The organism is Pseudomonas vranovensis (assembly GCF_040438935.1).
In the GTDB taxonomy this organism is placed as follows: Bacteria; Pseudomonadota; Gammaproteobacteria; order Pseudomonadales; family Pseudomonadaceae; genus Aquipseudomonas; species Aquipseudomonas vranovensis.
The window spans coordinates 4,077,453-4,091,416 of the sequence record NZ_CP159259.1 but is presented as its reverse complement, the minus strand read 5'-3'; the positions used below and the strand labels follow the sequence as shown (position 1 = coordinate 4,091,416).

The following is a 13,964-nucleotide window of genomic DNA, read 5'->3' as shown; positions in this document are numbered from 1 at the left end:
AAAAAGGGCCTACCTTTCGGTAAGCCCTTTTTCAGTACTTGGTGGCTACACAGGGACTTGAACCCCGGACCCCAGCATTATGAATGCTATGCTCTAACCAACTGAGCTATGTAGCCAAGTGGCGCGCATTATTCGCTCGAAACGAAGTTGTGTCAACACCTCTTTCAAAAAATTTTACGCATGATCAACCGCTTAGCCGATTACCGGGTCAGAAGTCGTATTTGAACGTGGTCATCAGGTTACGCGGCGCGCCGTAGTTACCGTATGACGAGGCCATGGAGAAGTACTCGCGGTCAAAGGCATTGTTCAGGTTGACGGTGGCGCTGAGGTTTTTGCTGATGTCGTAGCGCGCCATCAGGTTGACCAGCGCGTAGCTGCCTTGATCGAAGCTGTGCAGGTCCTGCCCCACTTTGCTCTGCCAGTTCACCCCGCCGCCTACGGTCACCTTGTCGAGCATGCCCGGCAGGCGATAGCTGGTGAAGGTCTTGAGGCTGTGGCGCGGCACCACGGTGGCGATGCGCTCATCCTGGTTGTCGGTGGTCAGGGTGTAGGTGTAGCCCGCCGATGCCTGCCAGCCTTCGGCCAGTTCGCCATTGAGCTCCATCTCCAGGCCCTTGGAGGTGGTGTCCTGCTTGGCTTCGTACACGTTGTCATGCAGCCAGATCGCCAGGTTGTCCTGTTCGAGCTTGAACAGCGCCAGGCTCGAGTTCAGCGTGCCGTCGAAGTGACTGCCCTTGACGCCGACTTCATAACCCACGCCCTCCATCGGATCGAGCGGCTGGTTGTTGGCATCGGTGACCCACGAAGCCTGCGGGTTGAAGATCTTGGTGTAGCTGGCATAGAGCGCCCAGGTCTCGTCCAGGTCATAGACCACGCCGGCATAAGGGATGAAGACGCCAGTCTCCTTGCGATTGACTTCGGTGGTGGCCCCACCGTAAGGGCGATCTTCGGTGTCGCGTTTCCAGTCGATCACCCGGCTGCCGAGGATCAGGTTCAGGTCGTCGGTCAGGTGCAGGCGTGAGGTGAGGTAGGCCGCGTACTGGGTTTCCTCCATCGAGGACTTGCCACTGATGGTCCAGTCCGGCTCGGGCTGTCTGCCGTTCCAGTCGAAAATGTTCTCGACCGATGCCCCTGGCGTAGCATTGTAGTCGTAGCGCCAGCCGCCCCAACTCGGCACGTTTTCGTTGTATCTGGACAGGGTTACGCCGCCGATCAACTCGTGTTCACGATTGAACAGGCTGAACGGCCCGGTCACGTACACATCGAGGTTGTCCTGGCGCGGGGTGCCGGAGAAACGCACCGGCAGTTGGCTCAGGCCACTGCCATCGGGCTGCAGGTCACCCATGAGAAAGCCGAACACTTCGTCGAACTGGTTCTCGGAATGGCTGTACTCGACCTTGCCGCTCCAGCCGTTGCCCAGTTGCTGCTCGATGGAGGTGAAGAAGCTGGTCTGCTCGTGGTCGTTGTACGACCAGGTCGGCGCCATGTTGATCGAGCGCTTGAGGTCGGAACGTTCGCCTGTGCTGAAGCGGGTGGGCAAGCCGGTACGCAGGGGCGAGTCGACATCGGTGCGCTGGTAGCTGAAGCCCAGGGTCAGCAGCGTGTCTTCGCTCAGGTCGAATTCGCTGATGCCGTAAAGCAACTGGCTTTCCATCTTGTAGCGGTCGACCCAGGCGCCTTCGGTCTTGTAGTCGGCGACCAGGCGGCCGCGGATGTTGCCGGTTTCGGTCAGCGGCCCGGACACATCAAAGCCGGTGCCGTAGCGGTCCCAGGTGCCGGCCGAGCCGCTGACACTGGCCTGGGCGTCGGCGGTGGGACGCTTGCGGATCAGGTTGATGGTCGCCGACGGGTTGCCCATGCCGCTGATCAGGCCGCTGGCGCCGCGCACGATCTCGATGCGGTCATACATCGCCATGCTCTGGGTGTAGTTGTCCATGCGCGAGACGGTCGGCACACCATCGATCTCGTAGTTTTGGATTACGAAGCCGCGCGAGTAGTAGGTGTCGGTTTCCGCGCCCAGGCCGTCGCGCACCACGATCACGCCCGGCGTCGCTTCCAGGGCATCGCTGAGGTTGGTCAGGCGCTGGTCGTCCAGACGTTGGCGGGTCATCACCGTCAGCGACTGCGGGGTTTCCTGGGGTGTCAGGTTAAGGCGCGTCGAGCTGCTGGAGGAGTAAGTGGTGTACAGCCCGGTGCCTTCGGTGGTGGAACCCGGCGCCTTGCCGGAAATACTCAGGACATCCAGTTGCAGTGCGCCGCCCCGTTCGATGGGCAGATCGATCACGAAGCTGCTGGCATTGGGTTGGCTGAGGTGCGCATTGCTACCGGCGATCAGGGCCCGGAGTGCCTCTGCCGGGTTCAGCTTGCCCTGCACGCCGGGCGAGCTGTGGCCGGCCAGCTGGCTGGCGTCGTAGATCACCTGCAAGCCGCTCTGGGCGCTGAACTGGTCCAGGGCATCGGCCAGTGGCTGGGCCTTGATGTTGAAGTCCAGGCGCTGGGCCTGGCTTTGCGCGGCGGCAGGTTGGGCCGCCTGGGTCGCCAACGGCAGTGCCGAGAGCAAGGTGGTTGCAAGAATGGCGCTGGCCAGTGGCAAGCGGGCAAAGCCGAAATCGCGTGGGTACTGCATGTGTCCTCCCCCAGAAAGTGCAAATGCTAATGCTTCTTATCCGAGGTGTGACGCAACAGCGCTTGAAATTACCGCAGGCCGCGTAAATTATTTACCAGGCCCTCAGCGTACGATGATCAACTGCCCGGCCAGATTGTTGATGCTCAGGTTCTGGCTCTGGGCCAGGGCATCGAGCGCGCTGTCGGCCTTGTCGAGGTTGAAGCTGCCACTCACCAACCGGCGTCCGAGCTGCTCGTCGAGCAGTACCAGGCGAGCGCCGTGATAACCCGCCAGTTGTTCGAGCACCTGGCGCAGTGGCACTTCGCGAACGCGCAACTGTCCATCGCGCCAGGCGGTCAGGCGTTCGGCATCGACAGCCTGGACCGCGTCCAGGCGCTGGCCGCTGAAGGTCACGCGCTGACCGGGGTCGAGCATGCGCTTCTGGCCATTGTTGCTGACTTCGACCTTGCCCTTGAGCAACACCACTTCGTCATGATCCTTGGTCCGGCTGACCGAGAAGCGCGTACCCAGCACCTGGACCTGTGCGTCATCGACATCGACGACAAACGGCCGGCCATCGTGGGTCACGTCGAGGAACAACTGCCCCTGAACCAGGCGGACCTTGCGCACAGGCCCCCGCAGGTCGACATCCACGGCGCTGGCGCTGTCGAGCACCATTAGCGTGTCATCGGCCAGGCGCAGGTGGCGGCGTTCGCCGGCCGAGGTGGCGTAGTCACTGTTCAGGCGCTCCAATACGGGCAATTGCAGTACCAGCAGGCCACTGACCAGCATGACGCACGCGGCCACCGCCAAACGCCGCCAAGGGCGTCTGGCTGGTCGGTGTTCAGCGCGGCGCACCCGGCGCGCCGGCAGTTCCACCTGTTGCCAGAGCAGTTCGATTTCGGCAAAGGTCCGGGCGTTTGCCGGCGCCAGGCGCCACTGCGCAAAGGCGTGCTGCTCGGCGGCGCTCAGGTCGTGGGCGCGCAGGCGGGTGAACCAGTCCAGGGCTTGTTGTTCCCGGTCGCCCGGTTCGATCGATGAGGTTGTTTCAGGCGATGGGTTCATGGCGAGACATCTTTGTGTTGGGCATGAAGTGCTGCCGCGGCGCAATGGCTCAGGGCTTTGTTCAGGTGACGCTCGACGGCGCGCGGGTCCAGCCCCAGGCGCGCGGCGATGTCCTTGTAGCTCAGCTGTTCGACCCGGGCCAGCAGGAACACCTCGCGGGTAGGCGAGGGCAGGCCGTCGATCAGGCGCTCGAGATGGTCGAGGGTATTGCCGGCCACCGCGCTGCGCTCCGGCGAGGTTTCGTTGAGCAGAAGCCCCAGCGCCTGTTCGTCGTTGACGCCACGTACCTGGGTGCGACGGGCATGGTCGATGCTCAGGTTGTTGGCGATGCGGTAAAGGAAGGCACGCAGGTTGCCCACCTCGCCACGCTCGCTGTGCATCAGGCGGACAAAGGCATCCTGGAGCAGATCGAGCGCGGTCTCCCGGCAACGCACCCGACGTGTGAGGAACGCCAGCAGTTCGCTGCGATGACGCTGGTAGAGCAGCGACAGGTTGCGTTGATCCTGGTTGTCGGGCATGGCGTGTGCGGCCTCTAAACAGGCGGGCAGTGGGGTTACATGTTTTGGCGATGCTAACGTTATTGAGAATTATTAACAAGTACGCCTGTCGGTTGCCGTGGAAAAGAGATAGTGCGCTTGCTAACGAATTCTGGATAATTGGATCCCGCCTACCGGATGGATGTTTTTGTCATGGCTGTGAGCAGTGCCTCGTCGACTTCCCCCGCCAGCACCGCGACTGCCCAGAGCAGCCCGTTGGTCATGCGCATCATTGCCGCCTGCGCCCTGGCGCACCTGATCAACGACTTGATTCAGGCGGTATTGCCGTCGATCTACCCGTTGCTCAAGGCCAACTACGGGCTGAGCTTCGCCCAGGTGGGCCTGATCACCCTGACCTTCCAGATCACTGCCTCGCTGCTGCAACCCTGGGTGGGGTTCTACACCGACCGCAAACCGATGCCGAACCTGCTACCCCTGGGCACCCTTTGCACGCTGGTGGGGATCGTCATGCTGGCCTATGTCGGCAGCTTCCCGATGATCCTGCTGGCGGCGGCGCTGGTGGGGATTGGTTCCTCGACCTTCCACCCCGAGACTTCACGCATTGCGCGCCTGGCCTCGGGCGGTCGCTTCGGGCTTGCACAATCGACCTTCCAGGTGGGTGGTAACGCCGGCTCGGCGTTCGGTCCGTTGCTGGCGGCGGCGATCATTATTCCCTTCGGCCAGGGCAACGTGGTGTGGTTCGGCCTGTTCGCAATCTTCGCCGTGCTGGTGACCTACGGTCTGAGCCGCTGGTACAAGGAGCACCTGAACCTGTTCAAGGCCAAGCAGGGCCAGCGCGCCACCCACGGCCTGTCGCGCCAGCGAGTGATCGGAGCGCTGGTGGTACTGGGCCTGCTGGTGTTCTCCAAGTACTTCTACATGGCCAGCTTCACCAGCTATTTCACCTTTTACCTGATCGAGAAGTTCGACCTGTCGGTGGGCAGCTCGCAGCTGCATCTGTTCCTGTTCCTCGGCGCAGTGGCGGCCGGCACCTTTTTCGGTGGGCCGATCGGTGACCGGATCGGCCGCAAGGCGGTGATCTGGTTCTCGATCCTGGGCGTGGCGCCGTTCACCTTGTTACTGCCTTATGTGGACCTGTTTTGGACCAGCGTCCTGAGTGTGATCATCGGCTTTATCCTGGCCTCGGCGTTCTCGGCCATCGTGGTGTATGCCCAGGAGCTGGTGCCGGGCAATGTCGGCATGATCGCGGGAATTTTCTTCGGACTGATGTTCGGTTTTGGCGGTATCGGTGCGGCGCTGCTCGGCTACCTGGCCGACTTCAAGGGCATCGAGTACGTCTACAGCCTGTGTTCCTACCTGCCATTGTTCGGCTTGCTGGCGGTCCTGCTGCCGTCTACCGGCAAGCGCTGAAGGCTCAAGCACGGGCTATTGACGGGTGGCATGGGTTCTCCTAGAGTGCCGCCCGTCCTTTACTGCGTAGCCGACGAATGAATCGCTCCAGCCTCCCTTGCCAGTACTGCCAGCCGGTTATCCTGACCCGCTGCTGCGATTGGCCGAGCGATACCGTCCTCAAGCGTCGGCGCAGCGTGCTGTTCGCCTTTACCTTCTCCCCTCCCCGTCACACCCTCTGACAAGGCCGTTGCACGCCCGGCGCCTTGCCGTGGCCCGGCCTTGATGCACCTGAATATTTTATCGGTCGTGTAGACCCGGCCCGGGGCGCGAAGTCGCGTCTGCGCCGGGAGTGGAGTTGTGATGAACAAGCGTTTTCTGGCGGGCCTGTTGTTCGCCGTGTCGGTGGTCGGTTTCAGCCTTGGTGCGAGCCTGCCACTGGTGTCCCTGCGTCTGCTCGAAGCGGGCGCCAGTACCCTGCAGATCGGCGTGCTTTCGGCCATTCCGGCGGCGGGCATGATGCTCTCGGCATTCATGGTCGATGCCTGCTGCCGGCACCTGACCCGGCGCACCATTTACCTGCTGTGCTTTGGTTTGTGCACCTTGAGCATCGGCCTGCTGGAATGGGCGTTCTCTTCGATCTACCTGCTGGGTCTGTTGCGCCTGGGGCTGGGGATCGGCATGGGCATCGCCATCATCCTGGGTGAGTCGTGGGTCAACGAACTGAGCCCGGAGCACAACCGCGGCAAGATCATGGCGCTGTACGCCACGGCCTTCACTGGCTTCCAGATGCTCGGCCCGGCGATGCTGGCGTTGGTCGGCGCGCAGAGCACATCGGTGACCGCCGTGGTCACGGCCTGCTATGGCCTGGCGCTATTGTGCATCCTGCTGACGGTGCCCAACGATCATGTGGAGCATGGTGAAGAGGGCGAAAAGAGCTTCTCGCTGGCGGGCTTTTTCCGCGTCGCGCCGGCGCTGTGCATGGGCGTGTTGTTCTTCTCCTTCTTCGATGCGGTGATCCTTTCGTTGATGCCGGTGTATGCCTCCAGTCACGGGTTTGCCGTGGGGGTGGCCGCGTTGATGGTCACCGTGATCCTGACCGGCGACATGCTGTTCCAGCTGCCGCTGGGCTGGCTGGCGGACCGCAGTGAGCGCACCCTGGTGCATCTGGTGTGTGGTGTGGTGGCGATGCTGATCGGCATCGCCTTGCCCTGGCTGCTGCAGGTGCAGTGGTTGCTGTGGCCGGCACTGGTGTTGCTCGGCGCGGTGGCGGGCGGGGTGTATACCCTGGCGCTGGTGCTGATCGGGCAGCAGTTCAAGGGGCAGGACCTGGTGACCGCCAATGCCAGTGTCGGCTTGCTGTGGGGCGTGGGTAGCCTGGTGGGGCCGTTGGTCAGTGGTGCGGCGATGGATGTGGCGCCGCATGGCCTGCCCATGGCGCTGGCGGTGATGGCGGCGCTGTTCGTGTGCTTTGCGCGCAACGCTAATCGCAAGGCGTACCGAGTCAGGGCAGAGGCGCCGTAGCCACTGCCGTGAGGCTGCGATTGGCCGCGAAGCGGCCAGCGCTTCTGATGCATGTGATCGTACAACTGATTGCGCTATGATCCGGGTTAAAGAATATTCGGGACAGATGTTCGATATGAAAGACCAGAGCGCACTGCCACGTGCCCGCAGAAAGCCCCGTAGCCTGGCCCAGGAGCTGGTGACCGTGCTCACCGAGCGTATCCGTGATGGCCACTTGAAGCGCGGCGACAAGCTGCCGACCGAGTCGGCAATCATGGAAGAGCAGGGCGTCAGCCGCACCGTGGTGCGCGAGGCGATCTCGCGCCTGCAGGCGGCCGGGCAGGTGGAAACCCGGCATGGCATCGGCACCTTTGTGCTGGATACACCGAGCCCGAGTGGTTTTCGTATTGATCCGGCGACCATCGTCACCTTGCGAGAGGTGCTGGCGGTACTGGAGCTGCGTATCAGCCTGGAGACGGAGTCGGCAGGGCTTGCTGCGCTGCGCCGCAGCCCGGAGCAACTGGCGGCGATGCGTGAGGCGCTGGATGCGTTGAACGAAAGCGTGGCCCATGCCAGTGATGCGGTGGCTTCGGACTTTCAGTTCCACTTGCAGATTGCCATGGCGACGGGCAATCGCTACTTCACCGACATCATGACCCACCTGGGTACCAGCATCATCCCGCGTACTCGGTTGAACTCCGCCCGGTTGGCGCACGATGATCAGCAGCATTACATGAGCCGCCTGAGTCATGAGCACGAGGCGATTTATGAGGCTATTGCGCGTCAGGATGCCGAGGCGGCGCGGGCGGCGATGCGCCTGCACCTGACCAACAGCCGGGAGCGGTTGCGGCTGGCCCATGAAGAGGCCGAGGCGCAAGGGAACAAAACCAACTGACGGCGGGGCTCTGTGGGAGCGGGCTTGCCCCGCGATGCGATCTGCCTGACGGTACGTTTTCGCGCGGCAAGCCCGCTCCTACAGAAATCCGCTATGCCCTGCGATCTTTGCCGATCAGCCAATCGATTCAACCGACCACTCGCCATTGACCAGGCGCTTCAACCCCAGCGGGTTGCTGTTGCGCAAGGCCTCGGGCAGCAATGCCTCGGGGTAGTTCTGGTAGCACACCGGCCGCAGGAAGCGGTCAATCGCCAAGGTGCCCACCGAGGTTCCACGGGCATCGGAGGTCGCAGGATAAGGCCCGCCATGAACCATGGCATCGCACACTTCCACACCGGTCGGGTAACCGTTGACCAGGATACGGCCCACCTTCTGCTCCAGCACCGGTACCAGCCACTGATACCCCTGCAGGTCTCCCGGCTCGCCAATCAGGGTGGCGGTCAGTTGGCCGCGCAATCCCTGCAATGCTGCCTTGAGCTCGGCATCGTCGCGGGCTTCGACGACGATGGTGGTTGGGCCGAAAACTTCTTCCTGCAGCAGATCGTCGCCGTTCAGCAGCAGCTCGACATCGGCCTTGAACAGTTGCGGTCGGGCCTGGTTGCCTTCCTGCGGCTGGCCGGCCAGGTGGCTGATGCCAGGATGGCTGTGCAGGTGCTCCAGCCCTTTGCTGTAGCTGCGCAGGCCCCCGGCATTGAGCATGGTCTGTGGCGCCTGGGCAGCCATTTGCTCCTGCAGGTGCGCCTGGAAGGCGGCGAAGGCTGGCGAACGGATGCCCAGCACCAGGCCAGGGTTGGTGCAGAACTGGCCGCAGCCCATCACCACGGAAGCGGCCAGTTCGCGGGCTACGGTTTCACCTCTGGCGGCCAACGCCTCAGGCAACAGGATGACCGGGTTGATGCTCGACATTTCGGCAAACACCGGGATCGGCTGCGCCCGCTCGGCCGCCATCTTGCACAGGGCATTGCCACCGCTGAGCGAGCCGGTAAAGCCTACCGCCTGGATCGCCGGGTGCTTGACCAGCCATTCGCCGACGCCAGCGCCGAAGATCATGTTGAACACACCTTTGGGCATGCCGGTACGTTCGGCGGCGCGAACAATGGCGCAGCCGACCAGGTCGGCGGTGGCCATATGGCCGCTATGGGCCTTGAACACTACCGGGCAACCGGCCGCCAGGGCCGCAGCGGTATCGCCGCCGGCGGTGGAGAAGGCCAGCGGGAAGTTGCTGGCGCCAAACACTGCCACCGGGCCGACGCCAATACGCATCTGGCGCAGGTCGACACGCGGCAATGGCTTGCGCTCAGGCAGCGCCAGGTCGATGCGCGCACCGACAAAATCCCCGCGCTGCAAGACTTGGGCAAACAAGCGCATCTGTCCGCTGGTACGCGCACGCTCTCCCTGGATGCGGGCCGCGGGCAGGGCGGTTTCCTGGCAGACGATGGCGACGAAATCATCGCCCAGGGCATCCAGTTCATCGGCAATGGCCAGCAGGAATTCGCTACGGCGTTGCGGGCTCAGCTGGCGAAACTCGATGAACGCTGCTTCGGCCGCACGGGCGGCGCTGTCCACTTCGCTTTCGGTGGCCTGGATGAAGCTGTACGGCAGGGCTTCACCGGTACTGGCATCGAGGCTTTTCAAAGTCTGGCTGCCTGCGGCGCTGCGCGCACCGGCAATGAAGTTGTGACCCAGAACGGTTGGCATGGGGAGCTCCTGGTTCGAGTTTAAGGATGAAGGACGTCGGATGACTTGAAAGGCAGTAACGCAATCACCTCCAACACCGCGTCGGGTGCGGGAGGTGACGACGCTCAGGTAATGGGTGCAGGGTTGAACAGGGTGATGTCGTTGTGCAGCCTGTAGCGTTCGGCCCAGGTCTGCTTGCGGCCGCTGGCTACGTCCAGGTAGTAGTGGAACAGTTCCCAGCCCAGCTCTTCGATGCTGGCGCGGCCGGTGGCAATGCGCCCCGCGTCGATGTCGATCAGGTCGGGCCAGCGTTCGGCAAGCTCGGTGCGGGTCGACACCTTGACCACCGGCGCCATGGCCAGGCCATAGGGCGTGCCGCGCCCGGTGGTGAATACATGCAGGTTCATGCCGGCCGCCAGTTGCAGGGTACCGCAGACAAAATCGCTGGCCGGCGTGGCGCAGAACACCAGGCCCTTGCTGGCAACGCGCTCGCCAGGGCCGAGCACGCCATTGATGGCGCTGCTGCCGGACTTGACGATCGACCCAAGGGACTTCTCGACAATGTTGGACAACCCGCCTTTCTTGTTGCCCGGCGTGGTGTTGGCACTGCGGTCGGCCTCGCCGCGTTGCAGGTACTGGTCGTACCAGTCCATCTCGCGCACCAGGGCCTGGGCCACTTCCGGGGTTTCGGCGCGGGAGGTGAGCATGTAGATGGCGTCACGCACTTCGGTGACTTCCGAGAACATGACCGTGGCACCTGCGCGAATCAATAGGTCCGATGCATAGCCCAGCGCCGGGTTGGCGGTGATGCCGGAAAACGCATCGCTGCCACCGCACTGCATGCCCAGGATCAGTTCCGAGGCCGGTACGGTTTCGCGGCGGCGCTGGTCGAGTTTTTTCAGGCGTGTTTCAGCCAGTTCCATGATCTGCTCGACCATTTCGGCAAAGCCGTGGCTGGCATCCTGCAGGCGGTAGAGCCAGGGCTCGCTCAGGTCGACCGAGGCGTCGCCCTCGTGCATCACCTGGCCTGCCTGCAGCTTTTCGCAGCCCAGGCTGATGACCAGTGCTTCGCCGCCCAGGTTGGGGTTGCGGGCCAGGTTACGCACGGTACGGATCGGAATATAGGCGTCGCGGGCGTTGATCGCTACACCGCAGCCATAGCTGTGGGTCAGGGCCACCACGTCATCGACGTTGGGGTACTTGGGCAGCAACTCGTCGCGGATGCGTTTTACCGCATGGTCAAGCACCCCGGTCACGCACTGTACGGTGGTGGTGATGCCCAGTATGTTGCGGGTGCCGACTGTGCCGTCGGCGTTGCGATAGCCCTCGAAGGTGTAGCCTTCAAGCGGCGGCAGCGCGGCGGGCACGGCGTCCGACATCGGCAGGCTGTCCAGTGGCGGTGCCGACGGCATGGCCAGTTGAGTTTCCTTGACCCAACTGCCCTGGGGCAGGTCTTGCAGCGCGTAGCCGATGATCTGGCCGTAGCGCACTACCTGCTCACCCTTGGCGATGTTCACCAGGGCCACCTTGTGGCTCTGTGGAATGCCTTCGGTCACCGTCAGGCCATCGGCAAAGCGGCTGCCTTCGGCAACACCCTGATCATTCACCACGACAACGACGTTGTCCTGTTCATGCAGGCGCACGTAGCGGGGTGAGTCGGCGTGTTCGATCATGTGCATGGGTTGGCCCTTCTTGTACTGTATTCAGGCTGATCAACACGCCTGCGGCCAGGGCCGCAGGCGCTTCACTCAACGACGGGTTTCGGCCAGCGCGCCCGCAGTTGGCTGCGTTTGGGTGTTGCCGTTCTTGCTCGGGTCTTCACGCAATTCGATCCGCTTGATCGGGCCGACGATCACCAGGTAGCTGAACACCGCCACCAGAGCGTTGGCACCCACATACACCAGGGCCCACTTGAACGAGCCGGTGGCGCTGATGATGTAGCCGATGATGATCGGCGTGGTGATCGAGGCGATGTTGCCGAAGGTATTGAACATGCCGCCGGACAGCCCGGCGATCTGCTTGGGCGAGGTGTCGGACACCACCGCCCAGCCCAGCGCACCCAGGCCCTTGCCGAAGAATGCCAAGGCCATGATGCCTACCACCATCCACTCGGCATCGACGTAGTTGCAGATGATCATCGAGGTCGACAGCAGCAGGCCGATGACGATGGGCGCCTTGCGGGCGAAGGTCAGCGAGTTGCCACGGCGCAGCAGGTGATCGGAGATGATCCCGCCCAGCACGCCGCCGATAAACCCGCAGATTGCTGGCAACGAGGCGATGAAACCGGCCTTGAGGATCGACATGCCACGCTCCTGCACCAGGTACACCGGGAACCAGGTCAGGAAGAAATAGGTAATGGCGTTGATGCAGTACTGGCCCAGGTAGATGCCGAGCATCATGCGGCTGCTGAGCAGCTGTTTGATGTAGCCCCATTTCGGCCCGCTCTTGCCGGCCTGCCTGGGTTTGTCCATGTCCACCAGACCGCCGTTCTGCTCGATGTGCTCAAGCTCGGCAACGCTGATCATCGGGTGTTCCTTGGGGTTGTAGATCAGCTTCATCCAGGCAACCGAGAACAGGATGCCCAGCACGCCCATGACGATGAACACATGCTCCCAGCCCCAGGAATGGACGATCCAGCCCATCAGCGGTGCGAACAGCACAGTGGCGAAGTACTGCGCCGAGTTGAAGATGGCAGAGGCCGTGCCACGCTCGGCCGTCGGGAACCAGGCCGCGACGATACGGGCGTTGCCAGGAAAGGAGGGCGCTTCGGCAAAGCCGACCAGAAAGCGCAGCATGAACAGGGCGATGATCGCGTTGGCCACTGGCAGGTAGCCGACAAAACCTTGCAGCACGGTGAATGCCGACCAGGTGAAGATGCTCAGGGCGTAGACCTTCTTGGAGCCGAAGCGGTCGAGCAGCCAGCCGCCAGGGATCTGCCCCAGCACATACGCCCAGCCAAACGCCGAGAAGATGTAGCCGAGGGTGACGGCGTCGATGCCCAGGTCCTTCTGCAGGCTTGAGCCGGCAATGGAAATGGTGGCGCGGTCGGCATAGTTGATCGTGGTCACGATGAACAGCATGAACAGGATCAGATAGCGCACATGCGTCTTTTTAGTCGCTTGCATGCAGGTGTACTCCCACTAATTATTTTTGTGCGGGGTTCTGTTTATTGTGGAGCCGAAGGGGTCAGGCTTCGGCTCCGGCGACCTGCGGTCGTCAGGTGTTACTGCGCACCCTGTTTGTCCATCAGCGCGGCGAGCATTTCGTATTCTTCAGCGGTCAGGTCAGTGAGCGGCGTGCGCACCGGGCCTGCGTCGTAACCGGCGATCTTGGCACCGGCCTTTACGATGCTCACGGCATAGCCGGCCTTGCGGTTACGGATGTCCAGGTATGGCAGGAAGAAGTCGTCGATGATCTTGGCCACGGTGGCGTGATCGTCCCGGGAGATCGCGTGGTAGAACTCCATCGCGGTTTTCGGGATGAAGTTGAACACCGCCGAGGAATACACCGGTACGCCCAGGGCCTTGTAGGCCGCCGCGTAGACTTCGGCAGTCGGCAGGCCGCCGAGGTAGGTGAAGCGCTCGCCCAGGCGACGGCGGATCGACACCATCAGCTCGATATCACCCAGGCCGTCCTTGTAGCCGATCAGGTTCGGGCAGCGTTCGGCCAGCTGTTCCAGTTGCACGGCATTTAGACGGCAGACGTTGCGGTTGTAAACCACCACACCGATATCCACCGACTTGCACACTGCCTCGACGTGGGCGGCAACGCCGTCCTGGCTGGCTTCGGTCAGGTAGTGCGGCAGCAGCAGCAAGCCTTTGGCGCCCAGGCGCTCGGCCTCTTGCGCGTATTCAATGGCCTGGCGGGTCGAACCGCCGACACCGGCCAGGATCGGCACGCTGGTGGCACAGGTGTCGACGGCGGTCTTGATGATTTCCGAGTATTCACTGGCCGCCAGCGAAAAGAACTCACCGGTGCCACCGGCGGCGAACAGGGCGCTGGCGCCGTACGGGGCCAGCCATTCCAGGCGTTTGATGTAGCCAGCGCGGTTAAAGTCGCCCTGGGCGTTGAAGTCGGTGACCGGGAAAGACAACAGGCCGCTGGAGAGGATGGTTTTCAGTTCTTGTGGATTCATTGTTGTAGAACACCCTGTAAGACACATGGAAAGACGCAGTGGTACTCGAGTAGAGATACGTTATCGTACAACTTAAAAAGTGAATAGCCCCACCGGTCCTCTTTTTTCGCGAACCCCGCCCAACCGGCCACCCACTCCACGTGGGTGGGGGCTTGCTGCCTGTTGGCACACTAGGCTGCATACGTCGTCAAGCACTGG

Annotated in this window: 10 protein-coding genes and 1 tRNA gene; 3 read left to right on the top strand and 8 right to left on the bottom strand. The window is 62.7% G+C overall.

The window, feature by feature from the left end:
* Positions 1–39: 39 nt before the first annotated feature.
* The 4 genes from ABVN19_RS19090 to ABVN19_RS19075 form a co-directional block, all read right to left on the bottom strand.
* A tRNA-Met gene (locus tag ABVN19_RS19090) sits at positions 40–116 on the bottom strand.
* A gap of 92 nt (positions 117–208) precedes the next feature.
* Positions 209–2,626 carry a TonB-dependent receptor gene (locus ABVN19_RS19085; RefSeq protein WP_036989861.1) on the bottom strand — a complete coding sequence of 806 codons (2,418 nt, stop codon included), beginning with the start codon at positions 2,624–2,626 and terminating at the stop codon, positions 209–211.
* Positions 2,627–2,728: 102 nt separating this feature from the next.
* On the bottom strand, positions 2,729–3,670 hold the full coding sequence (locus ABVN19_RS19080) for a FecR family protein (RefSeq protein WP_105641661.1): 942 nt from the start codon (positions 3,668–3,670) through the stop codon (positions 2,729–2,731).
* Positions 3,667–4,188 (bottom strand): RNA polymerase sigma factor, encoded by a 522-nt coding sequence (locus tag ABVN19_RS19075; RefSeq protein ID WP_051270537.1) that lies wholly within the window; start codon positions 4,186–4,188, stop codon positions 3,667–3,669. Before ABVN19_RS19075 ends, ABVN19_RS19080 begins: the two co-directional genes overlap by 4 nt.
* Before the next feature lie 171 nt (positions 4,189–4,359).
* Between ABVN19_RS19075 and ABVN19_RS19070 the strand changes: the two genes are divergently transcribed.
* The 3 genes from ABVN19_RS19070 (at position 4,360) to ABVN19_RS19060 (ending at position 7,954) form a co-directional block, all read left to right on the top strand.
* A complete protein-coding gene (locus ABVN19_RS19070) occupies positions 4,360–5,577 on the top strand; it encodes an MFS transporter (RefSeq protein ID WP_028944065.1) in 1,218 nt (405 codons plus the stop codon).
* A 342-nt stretch (positions 5,578–5,919) separates the two neighbouring features.
* Entirely contained in the window at positions 5,920–7,080 is a 1,161-nt protein-coding gene (locus ABVN19_RS19065; RefSeq protein WP_028944066.1) for an MFS transporter, read from the top strand.
* 115 nt (positions 7,081–7,195) lie between these two features.
* Positions 7,196–7,954 carry a FadR/GntR family transcriptional regulator gene (locus ABVN19_RS19060; RefSeq protein WP_028944067.1) on the top strand — a complete coding sequence of 253 codons (759 nt, stop codon included), beginning with the start codon at positions 7,196–7,198 and terminating at the stop codon, positions 7,952–7,954.
* A 114-nt stretch (positions 7,955–8,068) separates the two neighbouring features.
* Here the strand turns inward: ABVN19_RS19060 and ABVN19_RS19055 are convergent, their stop codons facing one another.
* The 4 genes from ABVN19_RS19055 to kdgD form a co-directional block, all read right to left on the bottom strand.
* Entirely contained in the window at positions 8,069–9,652 is a 1,584-nt protein-coding gene (locus tag ABVN19_RS19055; protein WP_028944068.1) for an aldehyde dehydrogenase (NADP(+)), read from the bottom strand.
* Between the two features lie 104 nt (positions 9,653–9,756).
* On the bottom strand, positions 9,757–11,310 hold the full coding sequence (garD, locus tag ABVN19_RS19050) for a galactarate dehydratase (protein WP_105641660.1): 1,554 nt from the start codon (positions 11,308–11,310) through the stop codon (positions 9,757–9,759).
* 69 nt (positions 11,311–11,379) lie between these two features.
* Complete coding sequence (locus ABVN19_RS19045; RefSeq protein ID WP_105641659.1) at positions 11,380–12,756, bottom strand: MFS transporter; 1,377 nt, start codon at positions 12,754–12,756, stop codon at positions 11,380–11,382.
* 98 nt (positions 12,757–12,854) lie between these two features.
* A complete protein-coding gene (gene kdgD / locus ABVN19_RS19040; RefSeq protein ID WP_028944071.1) occupies positions 12,855–13,766 on the bottom strand; it encodes a 5-dehydro-4-deoxyglucarate dehydratase in 912 nt (303 codons plus the stop codon).
* Between the last annotated feature and the right edge of the window lie 198 nt (positions 13,767–13,964).